This is a genomic window from Streptomyces vietnamensis (assembly GCF_000830005.1).
GTDB lineage: Bacteria > Actinomycetota > Actinomycetes > Streptomycetales > Streptomycetaceae > Streptomyces > Streptomyces vietnamensis.
Genome location: NZ_CP010407.1, coordinates 6,150,001 through 6,168,777 on the forward strand (window position 1 = coordinate 6,150,001; position 18,777 = coordinate 6,168,777).

General features: G+C 69.3%; 9 protein-coding genes, 1 tRNA gene and 2 rRNA genes (1 of these 12 only partly in view). 11 read left to right on the forward strand and 1 reads right to left on the reverse strand.

What is annotated here, in order from left to right; genetic code table 11:
* From SVTN_RS27705 to SVTN_RS27715, 3 genes are all read left to right on the forward strand, one after another.
* Window positions 1–1,716: ribosomal RNA gene (locus SVTN_RS27705) — 23S ribosomal RNA — on the forward strand (it extends 1,403 nt beyond the left edge of the window).
* Between the two features lie 72 nt (window positions 1,717–1,788).
* Window positions 1,789–1,905: ribosomal RNA gene (gene rrf, locus SVTN_RS27710) — 5S ribosomal RNA — on the forward strand.
* A 5-nt stretch (window positions 1,906–1,910) separates the two neighbouring features.
* Window positions 1,911–1,983: transfer RNA gene (locus SVTN_RS27715), tRNA-Thr, on the forward strand.
* Window positions 1,984–2,090: 107 nt separating this feature from the next.
* Here the strand turns inward: SVTN_RS27715 and SVTN_RS27720 are convergent.
* Window positions 2,091–4,736, reverse strand: a complete 2,646-nt coding sequence (locus tag SVTN_RS27720) for a SpoIIE family protein phosphatase (protein WP_041131547.1) — start codon at window positions 4,734–4,736, stop codon at window positions 2,091–2,093.
* Window positions 4,737–5,004: 268 nt separating this feature from the next.
* Here SVTN_RS27720 and SVTN_RS27725 point away from each other — a divergent pair, with 268 nt between their 5' ends.
* The 8 genes from SVTN_RS27725 (at window position 5,005) to SVTN_RS27760 (ending at window position 18,743) form a co-directional block, all read left to right on the forward strand.
* Window positions 5,005–10,485 (forward strand): HAMP domain-containing protein, encoded by a 5,481-nt coding sequence (locus SVTN_RS27725; RefSeq protein WP_174518293.1) that lies wholly within the window; start codon window positions 5,005–5,007, stop codon window positions 10,483–10,485.
* 304 nt (window positions 10,486–10,789) lie between these two features.
* Complete coding sequence (locus SVTN_RS27730; protein ID WP_015036579.1) at window positions 10,790–11,464, forward strand: response regulator; 675 nt, start codon at window positions 10,790–10,792, stop codon at window positions 11,462–11,464.
* A 138-nt stretch (window positions 11,465–11,602) separates the two neighbouring features.
* A complete protein-coding gene (locus tag SVTN_RS27735; RefSeq protein ID WP_052499732.1) occupies window positions 11,603–14,416 on the forward strand; it encodes a DNA translocase FtsK in 2,814 nt (937 codons plus the stop codon).
* Between the two features lie 230 nt (window positions 14,417–14,646).
* Window positions 14,647–15,477 carry a helix-turn-helix domain-containing protein gene (locus SVTN_RS27740; protein WP_041131550.1) on the forward strand — a complete coding sequence of 277 codons (831 nt, stop codon included), beginning with the start codon at window positions 14,647–14,649 and terminating at the stop codon, window positions 15,475–15,477.
* A gap of 90 nt (window positions 15,478–15,567) precedes the next feature.
* On the forward strand, window positions 15,568–17,061 hold the full coding sequence (rimO, locus tag SVTN_RS27745) for a 30S ribosomal protein S12 methylthiotransferase RimO (protein ID WP_041131551.1): 1,494 nt from the start codon (window positions 15,568–15,570) through the stop codon (window positions 17,059–17,061).
* On the forward strand, window positions 17,058–17,732 hold the full coding sequence (gene pgsA / locus SVTN_RS27750) for a CDP-diacylglycerol--glycerol-3-phosphate 3-phosphatidyltransferase (RefSeq protein WP_041131552.1): 675 nt from the start codon (window positions 17,058–17,060) through the stop codon (window positions 17,730–17,732). The genes rimO and pgsA overlap by 4 nt, the downstream gene beginning before the upstream one ends.
* Window positions 17,729–18,250, forward strand: coding sequence for a CinA family protein (locus SVTN_RS27755; RefSeq protein WP_041131553.1), 522 nt, complete (start codon window positions 17,729–17,731; stop codon window positions 18,248–18,250). Before pgsA ends, SVTN_RS27755 begins: the two co-directional genes overlap by 4 nt.
* A gap of 109 nt (window positions 18,251–18,359) precedes the next feature.
* Window positions 18,360–18,743: a helix-turn-helix domain-containing protein gene (locus tag SVTN_RS27760; RefSeq protein ID WP_041131554.1), complete on the forward strand. Its 384-nt coding sequence runs from the start codon at window positions 18,360–18,362 to the stop codon at window positions 18,741–18,743.
* The last annotated feature ends 34 nt before the right edge of the window (window positions 18,744–18,777 follow it).

An 18,777-nucleotide genomic window follows, 5' to 3' on the forward strand; every position in this document is an offset into this window, starting at 1 on the left:
GTGCGCCGATTGACTAAGGGTTCCTGGGTCAAGCTGATCTGCCCAGGGTAAGTCGGGACCTAAGGCGAGGCCGACAGGCGTAGTCGATGGACAACCGGTTGATATTCCGGTACCCGCTTTGAAACGCCCAATATCGAATCAGGCGATGCTAAGTCCGTGAAGCCGCCCCGGAGCCTTCGGGCAAAGGGGAGTGGTGGAGCCGACGAACCAGACTTGTAGTAGGTAAGCGATGGGGTGACGCAGGAAGGTAGTCCAGCCCGGGCGGTGGTTGTCCCGGGGTAAGGGTGTAGGGCGTCACGTAGGCAAATCCGCGTGACACATAGCCTGAGACCTGATGCCGAGCCGATTGTGGTGAAGTGGATGATCCTATGCTGTCGAGAAAAGCCTCTAGCGAGTTTCATGGCGGCCCGTACCCTAAACCGACTCAGGTGGTCAGGTAGAGAATACCGAGGCGTTCGGGTGAACTATGGTTAAGGAACTCGGCAAAATGCCCCCGTAACTTCGGGAGAAGGGGGGCCACGCCTGGTGATGAGTCTTGCACTCTGAGCTGGGGGTGGCCGCAGAGACCAGCGAGAAGCGACTGTTTACTAAAAACACAGGTCCGTGCGAAGCCGTAAGGCGATGTATACGGACTGACGCCTGCCCGGTGCTGGAACGTTAAGGGGACCGGTTAGCTTGGTTTCGACCAGGCGAAGCTGAGAACTTAAGCGCCAGTAAACGGCGGTGGTAACTATAACCATCCTAAGGTAGCGAAATTCCTTGTCGGGTAAGTTCCGACCTGCACGAATGGCGTAACGACTTCTCGACTGTCTCAACCATAGGCCCGGTGAAATTGCACTACGAGTAAAGATGCTCGTTTCGCGCAGCAGGACGGAAAGACCCCGGGACCTTTACTACAGTTTGATATTGGTGTTCGGTTCGGCTTGTGTAGGATAGGTGGGAGACCGTGAAGCAGCCACGCCAGTGGTTGTGGAGTCGCCGTTGAAATACCACTCTGGTCGTGCTGGATGTCTAACCTCGGTCCGTGATCCGGATCAGGGACAGTGTCTGATGGGTAGTTTAACTGGGGCGGTTGCCTCCCAAAGGGTAACGGAGGCGCCCAAAGGTTCCCTCAGCCTGGTTGGCAATCAGGTGTTGAGTGTAAGTGCACAAGGGAGCTTGACTGTGAGACCGACGGGTCGAGCAGGGACGAAAGTCGGGACTAGTGATCCGGCGGTGGCTTGTGGAAGCGCCGTCGCTCAACGGATAAAAGGTACCCCGGGGATAACAGGCTGATCTTCCCCAAGAGTCCATATCGACGGGATGGTTTGGCACCTCGATGTCGGCTCGTCGCATCCTGGGGCTGGAGTCGGTCCCAAGGGTTGGGCTGTTCGCCCATTAAAGCGGTACGCGAGCTGGGTTTAGAACGTCGTGAGACAGTTCGGTCCCTATCCGCTGTGCGCGTAGGAATATTGAGAAGGGCTGTCCCTAGTACGAGAGGACCGGGACGGACGAACCTCTGGTGTGCCAGTTGTCCTGCCAAGGGCATGGCTGGTTGGCTACGTTCGGGAGGGATAACCGCTGAAAGCATCTAAGCGGGAAGCCTGCTTCGAGATGAGTGTTCCCACCTCCTTGAGAGGGTAAGGCTCCCAGTAGACGACTGGGTTGATAGGCCGGATGTGGAAGCCCCGTGAGGGGTGGAGCTGACCGGTACTAATAGGCCGAGGGCTTGTCCTCAGTTGCTCGCGTCCACTGTGTTAGTTCTGAAGCAATGAACTCCCTTGCCGGTTGAGTTCAACTTCATAGTGTTTCGGTGGTCATAGCGTTAGGGAAACGCCCGGTTACATTCCGAACCCGGAAGCTAAGCCTTTCAGCGCCGATGGTACTGCAGGGGGGACCCTGTGGGAGAGTAGGACGCCGCCGAACAACCCGCCCTTTTAGCTCAGTCGGTAGAGCGTCTCCATGGTAAGGAGAAGGTCAACGGTTCGATTCCGTTAAAGGGCTCCGAAAATGAAAAGGCCCCCGCCATCAGGCGGGGGCCTTTTTGTGTTTCCAGGGCGGAGGACGGCAAAGGACCGGCGCCTTCCCCTGGAGGGAGGCGCCGGCCTTCGTCAGTTGTGGTCCGGTTCGCGGAGGCGCATCGCCAGGATGGCCATGTCGTCGGAGGCGGGGGCCTGGGCGAAGCGCTCGACCGCGCGGAGGACACGGGAGGCGACCGCGCCGGCCGTCAGGCCCGTACAGGTCTTGAGGACCTCGGCCAGGCCGTCGTCGCCCAGCATGCGGGTGCCCTCGCGGCGTTCCGTCACGCCGTCCGTGACGCAGAGGAGGACGTCGCCCGGGTCGAGCGTGACCGTCTGCTCGTACAGCTCCAGGTCCTCCATGACGCCCAGGAGCGGCTGCGGTTCGGCCGCGGGCTCCACCGTGCCGTCCGGGCGGAGGCGCAACGGGAGGGGGTGGCCGGCGCAGACGACCTTGAGGATCGCCGAGCCGTCCGGCTGCGGGCGCATCTCGCCGTAGAGGAGGGTCAGGAAGCGGCTGCGGGCGCCCTCGTCGAGGATCGCCGCGTTCAGCCGCTCCAGGACCGCCGGGCCGCCGAAGCCCTCGCGGGCCAGGAGGCGCAGGGCGTGACGGGCCAGGCCGGTGACGGCGGCCGCCTCCGGGCCCGTACCGCAGACGTCTCCGATGGCGAATCCGTAGACGTCGTCCCTGATGGGGAAGACGTCGTAGAAGTCGCCTCCCACCTCGTTGCCCTCGCCGGCCGCGCGGTAGATGACGTCGACCTCGACGCCCGGGATCACGGGGAGGCCCGGCGGGAGGAGACTGCGCTGGAGGGACTGGCTGATCGCCACGCGCTCCGAGTACAGGCGGGCGTTGTCCAGGGCCAGGGCCGCCCGGCGCGAGAGGTCCTCGGCGAGCTCCAGGATCTCCTGGCGGAAGTGGTCCTCCGAGGGCCTGCCGAGGGTCAGCATGCCGATGACCCGGTTGCGGGCGACCAGCGGCAGGACGACCGTCTCGCCGGCGACCGCGCTCGCGGTGGCCAGGGTGGTGTCGATGCCGGAGGAGAGCGGGCTCGCCGGGTGGTCGAGGGCGCGGACCGAGGCGGTCAGGGCCGCGCGGTGGGCCGCGTCGCCCGGGGCGGACCAGACGCGGGCGCCGGGGGTCGGCACCGGGTCGGGCGGGGCGATGGAGGAGAGCAGGGCCTTGAGGCCGTCGATGCGGTCCTCGTCCTCGTGGAGCACGTACGAGAGGTACGGGTCGGAGGCCTGGTCGGCGATCGTGTAGACCGCGCACCAGGTGGCGAGGGTGGGGACCGTCATCTGGGCCATCAGGGCCAGGGTCTGGTCGCGGTCGAGGGTGCCGGCCAGGAGGTCGGAGGCCTCGACGAGGAAGCTGAGGGAGCCGCGGCGGAGCCGTTCGAGTTCGCCGAGGCGGGCCGATTCGACGGCCAGGGCGATGCGGTCGGCGGCGAACTGGAGGCGGAGGGCCTCCTCGTTCGAGTAGCGGTTCGCGGACTCGGCGGCCACGCCGAGGGAGCCGGTGAGCCGGCCCTCGACCTTGAGCGGGACGGTGACGACCGAGCGCATGCCGGTGCCTTCGAGGAGCGGGACGGCGCCGGGGACGGCGGCCAGGTCCTCGTGGACGGCGGGCATGCGGGCGGAGCCGTAGCGGCTGGCGCCGGTCTCCACGGGGACGCGGGCGAAGCGCTGGCGGGCGGCCGGGAGTCCGGTGGTGGCCCGTACCTCCAGTTCCGTCTCGTCGTCGGTGGCGAGCAGGAGGAAGGCGGCGTCGCCGTCGAGCATGTCGCGGGCGCGCTCGACCGTGCGCTGGAGGAGGCCGTCGAGGTCGTCGGGGGCGGGGGAGCCGATGAAGACCTCGAAGGGGTCGGCGGCGCGGCTCTCGGAGCCCGGCTCGGCGACGGGGCGCTGGGGGGTCTGGAGGACCGCGCGCTCGTGCTCCCGTACGAGGAGACAGACGGTGGAGGGTTCGCCCTGGGTGTCGCGGACCCGGAGGTGCGAGGCGTAGACGGGGATGACCCGGCCGTCGGCGCAGCGGATGCCGTAGCTGCCCTCCCAGCGGGAGAGGCGGAGGGCCTCGGCGAGGCCGGTGCCGATGCCGGGGGTGTGGGGCCAGGCGGCGAGGTCCCCGAGGGGTTTGCCGATGACCAGGTCGGAGCCGTAACCGAAGAGTTCCTCGGCGTCCTCGTTCCAGGCGGTGATCGTGCCGCCGCGGTCGATCTGGGCGACGGCGACGCGGACGCGGGTCTCGGCGACCGGGAGGAGGGCGTCGGGGAGGACGGGGCCGGCGGAGCGGGTGCCGACGGGGCGCTGGGGGAGGTCGAGGTGGAACCAGACGTGCTTGCGGGTGGGGGAGTAGTCGACGCCCCAGCGGTGGGCGAGGGCGGCGCAGAGCAGCAGGCCGCGGCCGTTCTCGCGGTCCGGGCTGCCGAGGGAGTGGCCGCTCTGGACGGGGATCTCGCGCTCGGGGTAGCGGTCGGCGACCTCGACGCGGACACTGTCGTCGGAGCGGAGGCAGAGGACCTCGGCGGAGGTGCCGGCATGGATGACGGCGTTGGTGACGAGCTCGCTGGTGAGGACGACGGCGTCGTCGACGAGTTCGGGGTGTCCCCAGCCCTGGAGGGTGTCCCTGACGAAGGCGCGGGCGGCCGCGACGGACCGCCCGACGGGCTCGAAGCTGGCAGTCGCCCGCGCGGTGATCACAGCTCTCCTCGTACGCGTCTCGACGCCCGGCTCTGCCATGCTCGGTCTGTCCCTCCCACTGCCCGGTGGTCGTGCGCGCACCACACCGCCCCCGCCGGGCGGACCGGGGCGGCTGGACAGCCGGATGCCAGGTTACTTACCTTCGCTGTCCGAGCGGATGCCGGTCACCACTGATTCCGTCCCTCGGGGGTAGGGACGCTTGCGAAGCTGCCGAACTGTTATCGCCTGGTTCGGTCACGGTGAAACACTGGGCAGGCTGACGGCGAGAGCCGGAGCGGTACGGTCGACCCCTTTCGGGAGGGACACGGTGGAGTCTGGCACGGCGGCGCGGCGCGGCGGAGGCAGCGGTACGCGCGCGAGGGGCGGGCGTTCCCGTGGGGGGACGGTCCAGGTGGACGCGGCGGCGCTGGAGCGGTTGCTGACCGCACTGGTGTCGATGAGGGACGGGAACTTCCGTAGGCGTCTCACGGTGTCCGGTGACGGGATCATGGCGGAGATCTCCGCCGTGTTCAACGAGGTCGCCGACCGGCAGATGCACGTGACGGGGGAGCTGTCGCGGGTACGGCGGGTGGTCGGCCGTGAGGGCAAGCTGTCCGAGCGCCTCGAGGCGGGAGCCAGTGAGGGGGCGTGGGCGGCGGCGATCGAGGCCGCGAACGCGCTCGTCGACGATCTGGCCCGGCCGGTGTCCGAGGTGGGGCGGGTGCTCTCGGCGGTGGCCGAGGGTGATCTGGACCAGCGGATGGACCTGCGTTCGGAGGGTGCGGACGGGACCGTGCGGCCGCTGCGCGGGGAGTTCCTGAAGGTCGCCCGTACCGCCAACAACCTCGTCGACCAGCTGTCGGTGTTCGCCTCCGAGGTGACCCGGGTCGCCGTCGAGGTGGGTACGGACGGCAAGCTGGGCGGGCAGGCGCAGGTGCGCGGGGTGTCCGGTTCGTGGAAGGACCTCACGGACTCGGTCAACACCATGGCGAACCGGCTGACGGCCCAGGTGCGGGACATCGCCCTGGTGACGACGGCGGTCGCGGACGGCGATCTGTCGCAGAAGGTCACGGCGAACGTGGCCGGCGAGATGCTGGAGCTGAAGAACACCGTCAACCGGATGGTGGACCAGCTGTCGTCGTTCTCCTCCGAGGTGACCCGTGTCGCGCGCGAGGTGGGTACGGAGGGCGAGCTCGGCGGTCAGGCCGAGGTGGCCGGGGTCGCCGGCGTGTGGAAGGACCTCACCGATTCCGTCAACACGATGGCGGGCAACCTCACCAATCAGGTGAGGGGCATCGCCGAGGTGACGACGGCGGTCGCCAACGGCGACCTGTCGCAGAAGGTACGGGTCTCCGCGCGCGGTGAGATCGCCCAACTCGCGGACACCATCAACCAGATGACGGAGACGCTGCGGACGTTCGCCGACGAGGTGACCCGGGTGTCGGGCGAGGTCGGCGCGCAGGGTCTGCTCGGCGGTCAGGCGCAGGTGCCGGGCGCGGCGGGGACGTGGAAGGACCTGACGGACTCCGTCAACACGGTCTTCCGGAACATCACCACGCAGGTGCGGGACATCGCGCAGGTGACCACGGCCGTGGCCAATGGTGATCTGTCGCAGAAGGTCACGGTGGACGTGGCCGGCGAGATGCTGGAGCTGAAGAACACCGTCAACACGATGGTGGACCAGCTGTCGGCCTTCGGTTCCGAGGTGACCCGGGTGGCCCGGGAGGTCGGCGTCGAGGGTCTGCTCGGCGGTCAGGCCGAGGTGCCGGGCGCGGCGGGGACGTGGAAGGACCTCACCGACTCGGTGAACACGGCCTTCCGTAACCTGACCGGTCAGGTGCGGGACATCGCGCAGGTGACGACGGCGGTTGCGAACGGTGATCTGTCGCAGAAGGTCACGGTGGACGTGGCCGGCGAGATGCTGGAGCTGAAGAACACCGTCAACACGATGGTGTCGCAGCTGTCGTCGTTCGCGGACCAGGTGACCCGGATGGCCCGGGACGTGGGCACCGAGGGCCGGCTCGGCGGTCAGGCGCGGGTCGACGGGGTGTCCGGGCGCTGGCGGGAGCTCACGGACTCCGTGAACTTCATGGCAGGCAACCTGACCTCGCAGGTGCGGCAGATCGCGCAGGTGACGACGGCCGTGGCGCGCGGTGACCTGTCGCAGAAGATCGACGTGGACGCGCGCGGCGAGATCCTGGAGCTGAAGAACACCATCAACACGATGGTGGACCAGCTGTCCGCGTTCGCGGACCAGGTGACCCGGGTGGCCCGCGAGGTGGGCACGGACGGGCGTCTGGGCGGTCAGGCGCAGGTGCCGGGCGTGGCCGGTGTGTGGCGTGACCTGACGGACTCGGTGAACGGCATGGCCGGCAACCTCACCACCCAGGTCCGCAACATCGCGCAGGTCGCCACCGCGGTGGCGCGCGGTGACCTGTCGCAGAAGATCGACGTGGACGCGCGCGGCGAGATCCTGGAGCTGAAGAACACCCTCAACACGATGGTGGACCAGCTCTCGAACTTCGCGGAGCAGGTGACCCGGGTGGCCCGCGAGGTGGGCACCGAGGGCATCCTGGGCGGTCAGGCGGAGGTGCAGGGCGTCTCCGGCACCTGGAAGGACCTCACCCAGTCGGTGAACTTCATGGCGAACAACCTCACCATCCAGGTGCGGAACATCGCCGAGGTCACGACGGCGGTCGCCAAGGGCGACCTGTCGAAGAAGATCACGGTCGACGCCCGGGGCGAGATCCTTGAGCTGGTGACGACCGTCAACACCATGGTCGACCAGCTGTCGAACTTCGCCGACGAGGTCACGCGCGTGGCCCGCGAGGTGGGTACGGAGGGCATCCTCGGCGGCCAGGCACGCGTGCGCGGTGTCACCGGCACGTGGAAGGACCTCAGCGACAACGTCAACCTGATGGCCAACAACCTGACCAACCAGGTGCGGAACATCTCCCGGGTGTCGGCGGCCGTCGCCAACGGCGACCTGACGAAGAAGGTGACGGTCGAGGCGCGCGGCGAGGTCGCCGAGCTCGCCGAGACCGTCAACACGATGGTGACGACCCTGTCGTCCTTCGCGGACGAGGTCACGCGCGTGGCCCGCGAGGTGGGTACGGAGGGCGAGCTGGGCGGGCAGGCCCGGGTGCCGGGGGTCTCCGGCACGTGGAAGGACCTGACCGAGTCGGTGAACTCGATGGCCGACAACCTGACCGGTCAGGTGCGGCAGATCGCCGCCGTCACCACCGCCATCGCCAAGGGCGACCTCACCAAGAAGATCGACATCGACGCGCGCGGCGAGATCCAGGAGCTGAAGAACACCATCAACACGATGGTCGACCAGCTGTCGAACTTCGCCGAGGAGGTCACGCGGGTGGCCCGCGAGGTGGGCACCGACGGGCAGCTCGGCGGCCAGGCCCGGGTGCGGGACGTCGAGGGCACCTGGTGGGACCTGACGGAATCCGTGAACGAGATGGCCGAGAACCTCACCCGGCAGGTGCGGGCCATCGCCGCCGTCGCCACCGCGGTGACCCGCGGCGACCTCAACGTGAAGATCGACGGCGTGGACGCGGCCGGTGAGATCCAGGCGCTCCAGGACAACATCAACACGATGATCGCCAACCTGCGCGACACCACCCTCGCCAACGACGAGCAGGACTGGCTCAAGAGCAACCTGGCCCGCATCTCCGGTCTCATGCAGGGCCGCCGGGACCTCGACGACGTGGCCTCGCTCATCATGAGCGAGCTGACGCCGGTGGTCTCGGCCCAGCACGGCGCGTTCTTCGTGGCCATGCCGACGGGCTCCGCCCACGGCGACGCCGAACTCGTGGGCGAGGGCGACGGCTCGTACGAGCTGCGGATGCGCGGGAGTTACGGATACTCCACCGGGTCCATGCCGACCTCGTTCCGCCCCGGCGAGACCCTCATCGGGACGGCCGCCGAGGAGAAGCGGACCATCCAGGTCAACGTGCCGCCGGGCTATCTGAAGATCTCCTCGGGGCTCGGGGAGGCCTCGCCCGCGCATGTCATCGTGCTGCCGGTGCTCTTCGAGGGCAAGGTCCTCGGAGTGATCGAGCTGGCCTCGTTCCAGCCGTTCACGCAGATCCAGCGGGACTTCCTCAACCAGATCGCCGAGCTGATCGCGACCACGGTCAACACCATCAGCGTCAACACCAAGACCGAGGTGCTGCTCCAGCAGTCGCAGAAGCTCACCGAGCAGCTCAAGGAGCGGTCGGCCGAGCTGGAGCACCGGCAGAAGGAACTCCAGGGCTCCAACCTGGAGCTGGAGGAGAAGGCCGAACTCCTCGCCCGGCAGAACCGCGACATCGAGGTGAAGAACACCGAGATCGAGGAGGCCCGGCAGGTCCTGGAGGAGCGGGCGGAGCAGCTCGCCGTCTCCATGCGGTACAAGTCGGAGTTCCTCGCGAACATGTCGCACGAGCTGCGCACCCCGCTCAACTCGCTGCTGATCCTGGCCAAGTTGCTCGCGGACAACGCCGAGACCAATCTGACGCCGAAGCAGGTCGAGTTCGCGGAGACCATCCACGGCGCCGGCTCCGATCTGCTCCAGCTGATCAACGACATCCTCGACCTGTCGAAGGTCGAGGCCGGCAAGATGGACGTCTCGCCGACGCGGATCGCGCTCGTCCAGCTCGTCGACTACGTGGAGGCGACGTTCCGGCCGCTGACGGCGGAGAAGGGGCTCGACTTCTCGGTGCGGGTCTCGCCCGAGCTGCCGGCCACGCTCCACACCGACGAGCAGCGGCTGCTCCAGGTCCTGCGCAACCTGCTGTCCAACGCGGTGAAGTTCACCGACACGGGCGCGGTGGAGCTGGTGATCCGGCCGGCCGGCGCGGACGTGCCGCAGTCGATCCGCGAGCAGCTCCTGGAGGCCGGTTCGCTGCGCGATCCGGAGGCCGACCTGATCGCCTTCTCGGTCACCGACACCGGGATCGGGATCGCGGCGAGCAAGATGCGGGTCATCTTCGAGGCGTTCAAGCAGGCCGACGGCACGACCAGCCGGAAGTACGGCGGCACGGGTCTGGGGCTCTCGATCAGCCGGGAGATCGCGCGGCTGCTCGGCGGCGAGATCTTCGCCGCGAGCGAGCCCGGCCGCGGTTCGACGTTCACGCTCTATCTGCCGCTGAGCCCGACGGAGCCGTCGTCGGGCGGCTACGGGCAGGGCGCGCAGGACGTCGACGATCCGCAGCAGGGGGCCGAGGAGGGGACGGCCGGGGCCGTCCACCCGTTCCCGCACTTCCCGCCGCCGCCCGTACGGACGGAGGCGCGGTCCGGGGCCGGGGCGCTGTTCCGGCACCGGCGGAAGGCCGCGGCGGAGGCGACCGGGATGCGGGGCGCCGTCCCCGGGCAGTCCGGCCAGCAGGCCGCGGCGGACCGGGAGGAGCCGGAGGCCGAGCCGCGTCGCACCTTCGGCTTCTCCGGCGAGAAGGTGCTCATCGTCGACGACGACATCCGCAACGTCTTCGCGCTCACCAGCGTCCTGGAGCAGCACGGGCTCGCGGTGCTGTACGCCGAGAACGGGCGGGAGGGCATCGAGGTCCTGGAGCAGCACGACGACGTGACGGTCGTGCTGATGGACATCATGATGCCGGAGATGGACGGGTACGCGACGACGACCGCGATCCGGCGGATGCCGCAGTTCGCCGGGCTGCCGATCATCGCGCTGACGGCGAAGGCGATGAAGGGCGACCGGGAGAAGGCGATCGAGTCCGGTGCCTCGGACTACGTGACGAAGCCGGTCGACCCCGATCACCTGCTGTCGGTCATGGAGCAGTGGATGCGGGGGCAGTGACTCCGCTCCGGGGGTCCGTGCCGTGCTCGGCGCGGACCCCCGGGCTCCGCCGGCTCCCACTGACGCACTGTCGCCAGGGGCGTGTGAGAGGGCGGGATACGGGGAACCTTCTGGTCTCCCGCCGCGTTTCCGCTCTGTGCACAGTGACATCGCGGTGACAGGGTGTGGCGACGGGCAGGGTGCGGCTACGATGACCGGCACAAGGACGGACGGCGCTAGGGAGTCGTCTTCTGGGGCGGCGCCCGGTGCTTCCCCTGGTTCGGGGGTCCGGGGAGAGCCGTTGCCGGGACGAGGAGGACGGGGCATGGTACAGAAGGCCAAGATCCTCCTGGTCGATGACCGGCCGGAGAATCTGCTGGCGCTGGAGGCCATTCTCTCCGCGCTCGATCAGACGCTGGTGCGGGCATCGTCCGGGGAGGAAGCGCTCAAGGCGCTGTTGACGGACGACTTCGCGGTCATCCTGCTCGACGTCCAGATGCCGGGCATGGACGGTTTCGAGACCGCCGCCCACATCAAGCGGCGCGAGCGGACCCGGGACATTCCGATCATCTTCCTCACCGCCATCAACCACGGCCCCCACCACACCTTCCGGGGGTACGCGGCCGGAGCGGTCGACTACATCTCCAAGCCGTTCGACCCGTGGGTGCTGCGGGCCAAGGTCTCCGTCTTCGTCGAGCTCTACATGAAGAACTGCAAGCTGCGCGAGCAGGCCGCCCTGCTGCGGCTGCAGTTGGAGGGCGGCGGCGAGGGCGGTCACGGCAAGGAGGCCGCCGGGCTGCTCGCCGAGCTCTCCGCCCGGCTCGCGGCCGTCGAGGAGCAGGCCGAGGCCCTGTCGAAGCAGCTCGACGACGACTCCGCGGACGCGGCGGCCGTCGCCACCGCCGCGCACCTGGAGCGCAAGCTCACCGGGCTGCGCCGGGCCTTGGACGCACTGGAGCCGGGCACGGGCGCCGCGCCGACGCTGCCCGCGCAGAGCTGACGTACCGTCACCACTCGTCCGGTGCCGTGACCGGCGTCGTGATGCGGCGTCAGCATCGTGCCCCGGCACGAACGACACGAACGGGTGAGGCCGACACGCGCTCCCCACACCGCACTCCACACCGGTAACCTCGGCATCATGGCTTCACGTACGTCCGGCAAGGGTTCCCAGGGCACGGCGGGCACCGCAAAACCGCGCGCCGGCCGGACGACGGGCGCCGCGAAGAAAGCGGCGTCCGCGAAGTCCCCCGCCAAACCGCCCGCGAAGAAGGCACCGGCCAAGAAGGCCGCGCCCGCCAAGCGCGCGCCCGCGCGGAAGACCGCCGCGAAGAAGGCCGTGCCCCGGCCCGCCCCGTCCCCGACCGGGGGCGTCTACCGGCTCGCGCGCGGCGCCTGGCTCGGCCTCGCCCACGGGATCGGGGCGATGCTCCGGGGAATAGGGCGCGGCGCCAAGGGGCTCGACCCCGCCCACCGCAAGGACGGGCTCGCGCTGCTCCTCCTCGGCCTCGCGCTGATCGTCGCCGCCGGCACCTGGTCCAATCTGCGCGGCCCGGTCGGCGACCTCGTCGAGATGCTGGTGACCGGATCCTTCGGCCGGCTCGACCTGCTCGTACCGCTGCTCCTCGGCGCGATCGGCATCCGGCTCATCCTCTACCCGGAGAAGCCCGAGGCCAACGGCCGGATCAGCATCGGCCTCTCCGCACTCGTCATCGGCATCCTCGGCCAGGTCCACATCGCCTGCGGTTCGCCGGGGCGCGGTGACGGCAGCGCGGCCATGCAGGACGCCGGCGGGCTCATCGGCTGGGCGGCGTCCCAGCCCCTCGTCTTCATGATGGGCGAGGTCCTCGCCGTACCGATGCTGGTGCTGCTCACCGTCTTCGGGCTGCTCGTGGTCACCGCCACCCCGGTCAACGCGATCCCGCAGCGGCTGCGCGCGCTCGGCGCGAAGCTGGGCATCGTCGAGCTCCCGTACGACCCGGCGGAGGCTGAGGGGTACCCGGGCCACCCGGACCAGGAGGGGTACGACGAGGACTGGCGGGACGCGGGACCGCGCCCCGCACGGCCCGTCCGGCGCCGGGCGGCCGGGCCCGCGGAGCCGTACGACGTGGACCGGGCCGAGGCGGAGATGCTGGAGCGGCGCGGCCGCTCGGCCCGCCGGACCTCCGGGCGCGACGCCTTCGACTCGGGTCTGGACCCGGTGGACGTCGCCGCGGCCGCCGCCGCCGCGCTCGACGGCGCGGTGCTCAACGGGATGCCGCCCTCGCCGATCGTCGCCGACCTGACCAAGGACGTCACCGCCGAGCGGAACGCCGCCGTGGCCGCCTCCGCCGCCGCGGCCGCGCCCGTGGAGAAGGCCGCGCCCGTGCCGCCGGCCCGCGGGGGAGACCGTTCCGGCGGGGGCGTACCCGATCTGACGAAGCCGGCGCCCGAGCCGACCGACCTGCCGCCCCGCGCCGAGCAGCTCCAGCTCGCGGGCGACATCACGTACTCCCTGCCGTCGATGGACCTGCTTGAGCGCGGCGGTCCCGGCAAGACCCGCAGCGCCGCCAACGACGCCGTCGTCGACGCGCTCTCCAACGTCTTCGCCGAGTTCAAGGTCGACGCGGCCGTCACAGGCTTCACCCGCGGTCCGACGGTCACGCGGTACGAGGTCGAGCTCGGCCCGGCCGTGAAGGTCGAGAAGATCACGGCCCTGACCAAGAACATCGCCTACGCCGTGGCCTCGCCCGACGTACGGATCATCTCGCCGATCCCCGGCAAGTCCGCGGTCGGCATCGAGATCCCGAACAGCGACCGCGAGATGGTCAACCTCGGAGACGTGCTGCGGCTCGCGGACGCGGCCGGCGACGACCATCCGATGCTGGTCGCGCTCGGCAAGGACGTCGAGGGCGGCTACGTGATGGCCAACCTGGCGAAGATGCCGCACATCCTGGTCGCCGGTGCCACCGGCTCCGGCAAGTCCTCCTGCATCAACTGCCTCATCACCTCGGTGATGATAAGAGCGACCCCCGAGGACGTCCGGATGGTGCTCGTCGACCCCAAGCGGGTCGAGCTCACCGCCTACGAGGGCATCCCGCACCTGATCACCCCGATCATCACCAACCCCAAGAAGGCCGCCGAGGCGCTCCAGTGGGTCGTGCGCGAGATGGACCTGCGCTACGACGACCTGGCCGCCTTCGGCTACCGGCACATCGACGACTTCAACCAGGCCATCCGGGACGGCAAGATCAAGCTGCCCGAGGGCAGCGAGCGGGAGCTCAACCCGTACCCGTACCTCCTGGTGATCGTCGACGAGCTGGCCGACCTGATGATGGTCGCGCCGCGCGACGTCGAGGATTCCATCGTCCGGATCACCCAGCTTGCGCGCGCCGCCGGCATCCACCTCGTCCTCGCCACCCAGCGGCCGTCCGTCGACGTCGTCACCGGCCTGATCAAGGCGAACGTGCCCTCGCGGCTCGCGTTCGCCACCTCCTCGCTCGCCGACAGCCGGGTCATCCTGGACCAGCCCGGCGCCGAGAAGCTGATCGGCAAGGGCGACGGGCTCTTCCTGCCGATGGGCGCCAACAAGCCCGTCCGCATGCAGGGCGCGTTCGTCACCGAGGCCGAGGTCGCGACCGTCGTACAGCACTGCAAGGACCAGATGACGCCCGTCTTCCGGGACGACGTCACCGTCGGCACCAAGCAGAAGAAGGAGATCGACGAGGACATCGGCGACGACCTCGACCTGCTGTGCCAGGCCGCCGAGCTGGTCGTCTCGACGCAGTTCGGCTCCACCTCCATGCTCCAGCGCAAGCTGCGCGTGGGCTTCGCGAAGGCCGGCCGGCTGATGGACCTGATGGAGTCGCGGAACATCGTCGGGCCGAGCGAGGGCTCGAAGGCGCGGGACGTGCTCGTGAAGCCGGACGAGCTGGACGGGGTCCTCGCCGTGATCCGGGGGGAGTCGGGGGAGTAACGGGTGTGGCTCCTCCGGGGCCGGGTACCCGATCGAGACCGGGCCGAGACTCACTCGTAAGGGAACGGTGGGCAACCGTTTCCCCTGGCCGTACGTCAAGTTGGAGGAAGGGATAGAAGGATGTCCCAGCCTCATGGCGTACAAACAGCACCCGCCCGGTTGCCCCACCCTTTCGTACCACCCATAGACTGAACGTCCAGCAGGTGGCTACACGCTCGAAAGGCGCTCTCGTGTCCATCGGCAACTCCCCCGAAGACGACCGGACCTTCCCGGCAGACGACCGGGACTCGATCGGTCGCGCTCTCCAGCAGGCCCGAATCGCCGCCGGTCTCACCGTCGAAGAGGTCAGTGCCTCCACCCGTGTCCGGATTCCGATCGTGCACGCGATCGAGGAGGATGACTTCTCGCGCTGTGGCGGCGACGTCTACGCCCGCGGCCACATCCGTACCCTCGCGCGCGCCGTCGGCCTCGATCCGGCTCCGCTGATCGAGCAGTACGACGCCGAGCACGGTGGCCGTCCCGCGCCCACCCCCGCCGCCCCGCTCTTCGAGGCGGAACGTATCCGCCCCGAGCCGCGCAGGCCCAACTGGACCGCCGCGATGGTCGCGGCCATCGTCGCCGTCGTCGGTTTCGTCGGCTTCACGATGTTCAACGGCAACGAGGCCCCGAAGGGGACGACCACCGCGGCCGACGGCGGCCCGGCGCCCGCGCCGGAGAAGGCGACCTCCGCTGCCAAGCCGAAGCCGGTCAAGCCCGCCGCGCCCAAGCCCACCGAGAGTGCGATCGCCGCCGTCCCGCAGGACAAGGTCACGGTCAAGCTCACCGCGATCGACGACAAGAGCTGGATCTCGGCGAAGGCGCACGACGGCAAGCTCCTCTTCGACGGTCTCCTGCTCAAGGGCGAGTCCAAGACCTTCCAGGACGACGAGCGCGTCGACCTCGTCCTCGGCAACGCCGGTGCGATCGAGCTCTACGTGAACGGCAAGAAGCTCGACGACAAGTTTGAATCCGGCCAGGTCGAGCGACTCAGCTACACCAAGGGCGACCCCGAGGCCGGCTGAGCCCCGCCGTACCGCATGTGATGTGACCTCTGTCGCGCAGGTGAACCCTGCGCGACGGGGGAACGGCCGGGACGAAGTAGTCTTGAGTCCATGCCCGAACGCCGTACCGTCGCCCTTGTCACTCTTGGCTGCGCCCGTAACGAGGTGGACTCGGAGGAGCTCGCAGGCCGCTTGGCAGCGGACGGCTGGGAGCTCGTCGAGAACGCCGAGGAAGCGGACGTCGCCGTCGTCAACACCTGCGGGTTCGTCGAAGCCGCCAAGAAGGACTCCGTCGACGCCCTCCTCGAAGCCAATGATCTGAAGGACCACGGCAAGACCCAGGCCGTCGTCGCCGTCGGCTGCATGGCCGAGCGCTACGGCAAGGAGCTCGCCGAAGCCCTCCCGGAGGCCGACGGCGTCCTCGGCTTCGACGACTACGCCGACATCTCCAACCGCCTCCAGACCATCCTCAGCGGTGGCAGTGTCGAGGCCCACACCCCGCGTGACCGGCGCAAGCTGCTGCCGCTGTCGCCCGTGGAGCGCCAGGAGGCCGCCGCGGCCGTGGCCCTGCCGGGACACGGCGACACCGTCGAGGCGCCCGCCGAGGCCCCTGCGGACCTTCCCGAGGGGATCGCGCCCGCCTCCGGCCCGCGCGCGCCGCTCCGGCGCCGTCTGGACACCAGCCCCGTCGCCTCCGTGAAGCTGGCCTCCGGCTGCGACCGCCGCTGCTCCTTCTGCGCCATCCCCTCCTTCCGCGGCTCCTTCGTCTCGCGCCGTCCCTCGGACGTGCTGAACGAGACGCGCTGGCTCGCCGAGCAGGGCGTGAAGGAGATCATGCTGGTCTCCGAGAACAACACCTCCTACGGCAAGGACCTCGGCGACATCCGGCTCCTGGAGAGCCTGCTGCCCGAGCTGGCCTCGGTCGACGGCATCGAGCGCGTCCGCGTCAGCTACCTCCAGCCCGCCGAGATGCGCCCGGGCCTCATCGACGTCCTCACGTCGACCGAGAAGGTCGTGCCCTACTTCGACCTGTCCTTCCAGCACAGCGCCCCGGACGTGCTGCGGGCCATGCGCCGCTTCGGCGACACCGACCGCTTCCTGGAGCTCCTGGAGACCATCCGCTCCAAGGCCCCCACGGCCGGCGCCCGGTCCAACTTCATCGTCGGCTTCCCCGGCGAGACCGAGGCGGACTTCGCCGAGCTGGAACGCTTCATCACCCACGCCCGCCTCGACGCCATCGGTGTCTTCGGCTACTCCGACGAGGACGGCACCGAGGCCGCCACGTACGAGCACAAGCTCGACCAGGAGGTCGTCGACGCGCGGCTCGCCCACCTGTCCCGGCTCGCCGAGGAGCTCACCGCGCAGCGCGCGGAGGAGCGGATCGGAGAGACCCTGGAAGTACTTGTCGAGTCCTTCGACGAGGAGGACGGCTGGATCGGCCGCGCCGCTCACCAGGCGCCCGAGACCGACGGACAGGTGCTCCTCACCACGTCCGACGGTACGAGCCCCGACCTGGCCCCGGGCCGTATGGTCAGGGCGGAGGTCGTCGGCACGGAGGGCGTCGACCTGGTGGCCGAGTGTCTTTTCGAGGAGGCGGGCAGATGACCGGAGTCCCGGCATCCGCGACGGGCGGGACCGGTAGGCCGGCGCCCCGCGGCAAGCTGGGCGCGGCGGCCGTCAACCAGGCCAGCCTGTGGAACATCGCCAACATCCTCACCATGATCCGGCTCGTCCTCGTGCCGGGCTTCGTGATCCTGCTGTTCCAGGACGGCGGCCACGACCCCGTGTGGCGGGCCTGGGCCTGGGCGGCGTTCGCGGTGGCCATGATCACGGACGTCTTCGACGGGCACCTCGCCCGTACGTACAACCTGGTCACCGACTTCGGGAAGATCGCCGACCCGATCGCCGACAAGGCGATCATGGCGGCCGGGCTGATCTCGCTGTCCCTGCTCGGCGACCTGCCCTGGTGGGTGACCTCGGTCATCCTGGCCCGTGAGCTCGGCATCACCCTGATGCGCTTCTGGGTCATCCGGCACGGGGTCATCCCCGCCAGCCGCGGCGGCAAGATGAAGACGCTCGCCCAGGGCACCGCCGTGGGCATGTACGTCCTCGTGCTCACCGGGCCGCTGGCCACCCTCCGCTTCTGGGTGATGGCGGTGGCCGTCGTGCTGACGGTCGTCACCGGTCTGGACTACGTACGGCAGGCGGTCGTCCTGCGGCGCAAGGGGCTCGCGGCGGAGCGGGCGGCGGCGCGGTCGGAGACGGCGGCGCGATGACCGAGGCCGCCCGGGTGCTGGCGCTGCTCGCGGAGCGTGATCAGACGCTGGCCGCCGCGGAGTCCCTCACGGGCGGTCTGGTGGCCGCCGAGCTCACCGGCGCACCCGGAGCCTCGGTGTCCTTCCTGGGGTCGGTCACGGCGTACGCCACGGCCCTCAAGCAGCAGCTCCTGGGCGTCGACGCGGCCCTGCTCGCGGAGCGCGGAGCGGTGGATCCCGAGGTCGCGCTGCAGATGGCGGCCGGTGTACGGGACCGGCTCGGCGCCGACTGGGGAATCTCGACGACCGGGGTCGCGGGGCCCACGGAACAGGACGGACAGCCCGTCGGAACCGTCTACGTGGCGGTCGCCGGACCGGCCACGACGAGCGCGCGGGCCGGGAAAGTGGTGTCGTTGAGGTTGAACGGCGACCGTAAGGAAATCCGTAGAGAGAGCGTACGGAGCGTGCTGGAACTGCTCCATGAGGAACTCTCGGGAAATGCGCGGGCACAGGATACGGAACACAACGGGGGGAATTGATGTTTGCAGCCCTGAGTGAACACGACATCGCTCCCCGCACGGCCGCAGCGCGAGGCGGTACGGTGGGGCGTGAAGGATGCGGCTACGCGGTCCGAGGAGGGAGCCACCGATGATTCTGCTCCGTCGCCTGCTGGGTGACGTGCTGCGTCGGCAGCGCCAGCGCCAGGGCCGTACTCTGCGCGAAGTCTCCTCGTCCGCCCGAGTCTCGCTCGGCTATCTCTCCGAGGTGGAGCGGGGGCAGAAGGAGGCTTCCTCCGAACTGCTCTCCGCGATCTGCGACGCGCTGGACGTACGGATGTCCGAGCTCATGCGCGAAGTGAGCGACGAGCTGTCACTGGCCGAACTGGCCGAGTCGGCAGCGGCGAGCGAACCGGTACCGACACCGGTGCGCCCGATGCTCAATTCGGTGTCGGTGACGTCGGTGGCCGGTGTGCCCACCGAGCGGGTGACCATCAAGGCGCCCGCGGAAGCGGTGGACGTCGTCGCTGCCTGAACCGAAGTGGGGCGAAGCCCCGGTCGGTGCCTCT

Excerpts from the sequence above, each read along its gene's own strand:
- SVTN_RS27720 (WP_041131547.1), bottom strand. The coding sequence starts at position 4,736 with ATGGCAGAGCCGGGCGTCGAGACGCGTACGAGGAGAGCTGTGATCACC.
- SVTN_RS27730 (WP_015036579.1), top strand. The coding sequence starts at position 10,790 with ATGGTACAGAAGGCCAAGATCCTCCTGGTCGATGACCGGCCGGAGAAT.
- SVTN_RS27735 (WP_052499732.1), top strand. The coding sequence starts at position 11,603 with ATGGCTTCACGTACGTCCGGCAAGGGTTCCCAGGGCACGGCGGGCACC.
- rimO (WP_041131551.1), top strand. The coding sequence starts at position 15,568 with ATGCCCGAACGCCGTACCGTCGCCCTTGTCACTCTTGGCTGCGCCCGT.
- pgsA (WP_041131552.1), top strand. The coding sequence starts at position 17,058 with ATGACCGGAGTCCCGGCATCCGCGACGGGCGGGACCGGTAGGCCGGCG.
- SVTN_RS27755 (WP_041131553.1), top strand. The coding sequence starts at position 17,729 with ATGACCGAGGCCGCCCGGGTGCTGGCGCTGCTCGCGGAGCGTGATCAG.
- SVTN_RS27760 (WP_041131554.1), top strand. The coding sequence starts at position 18,360 with ATGATTCTGCTCCGTCGCCTGCTGGGTGACGTGCTGCGTCGGCAGCGC.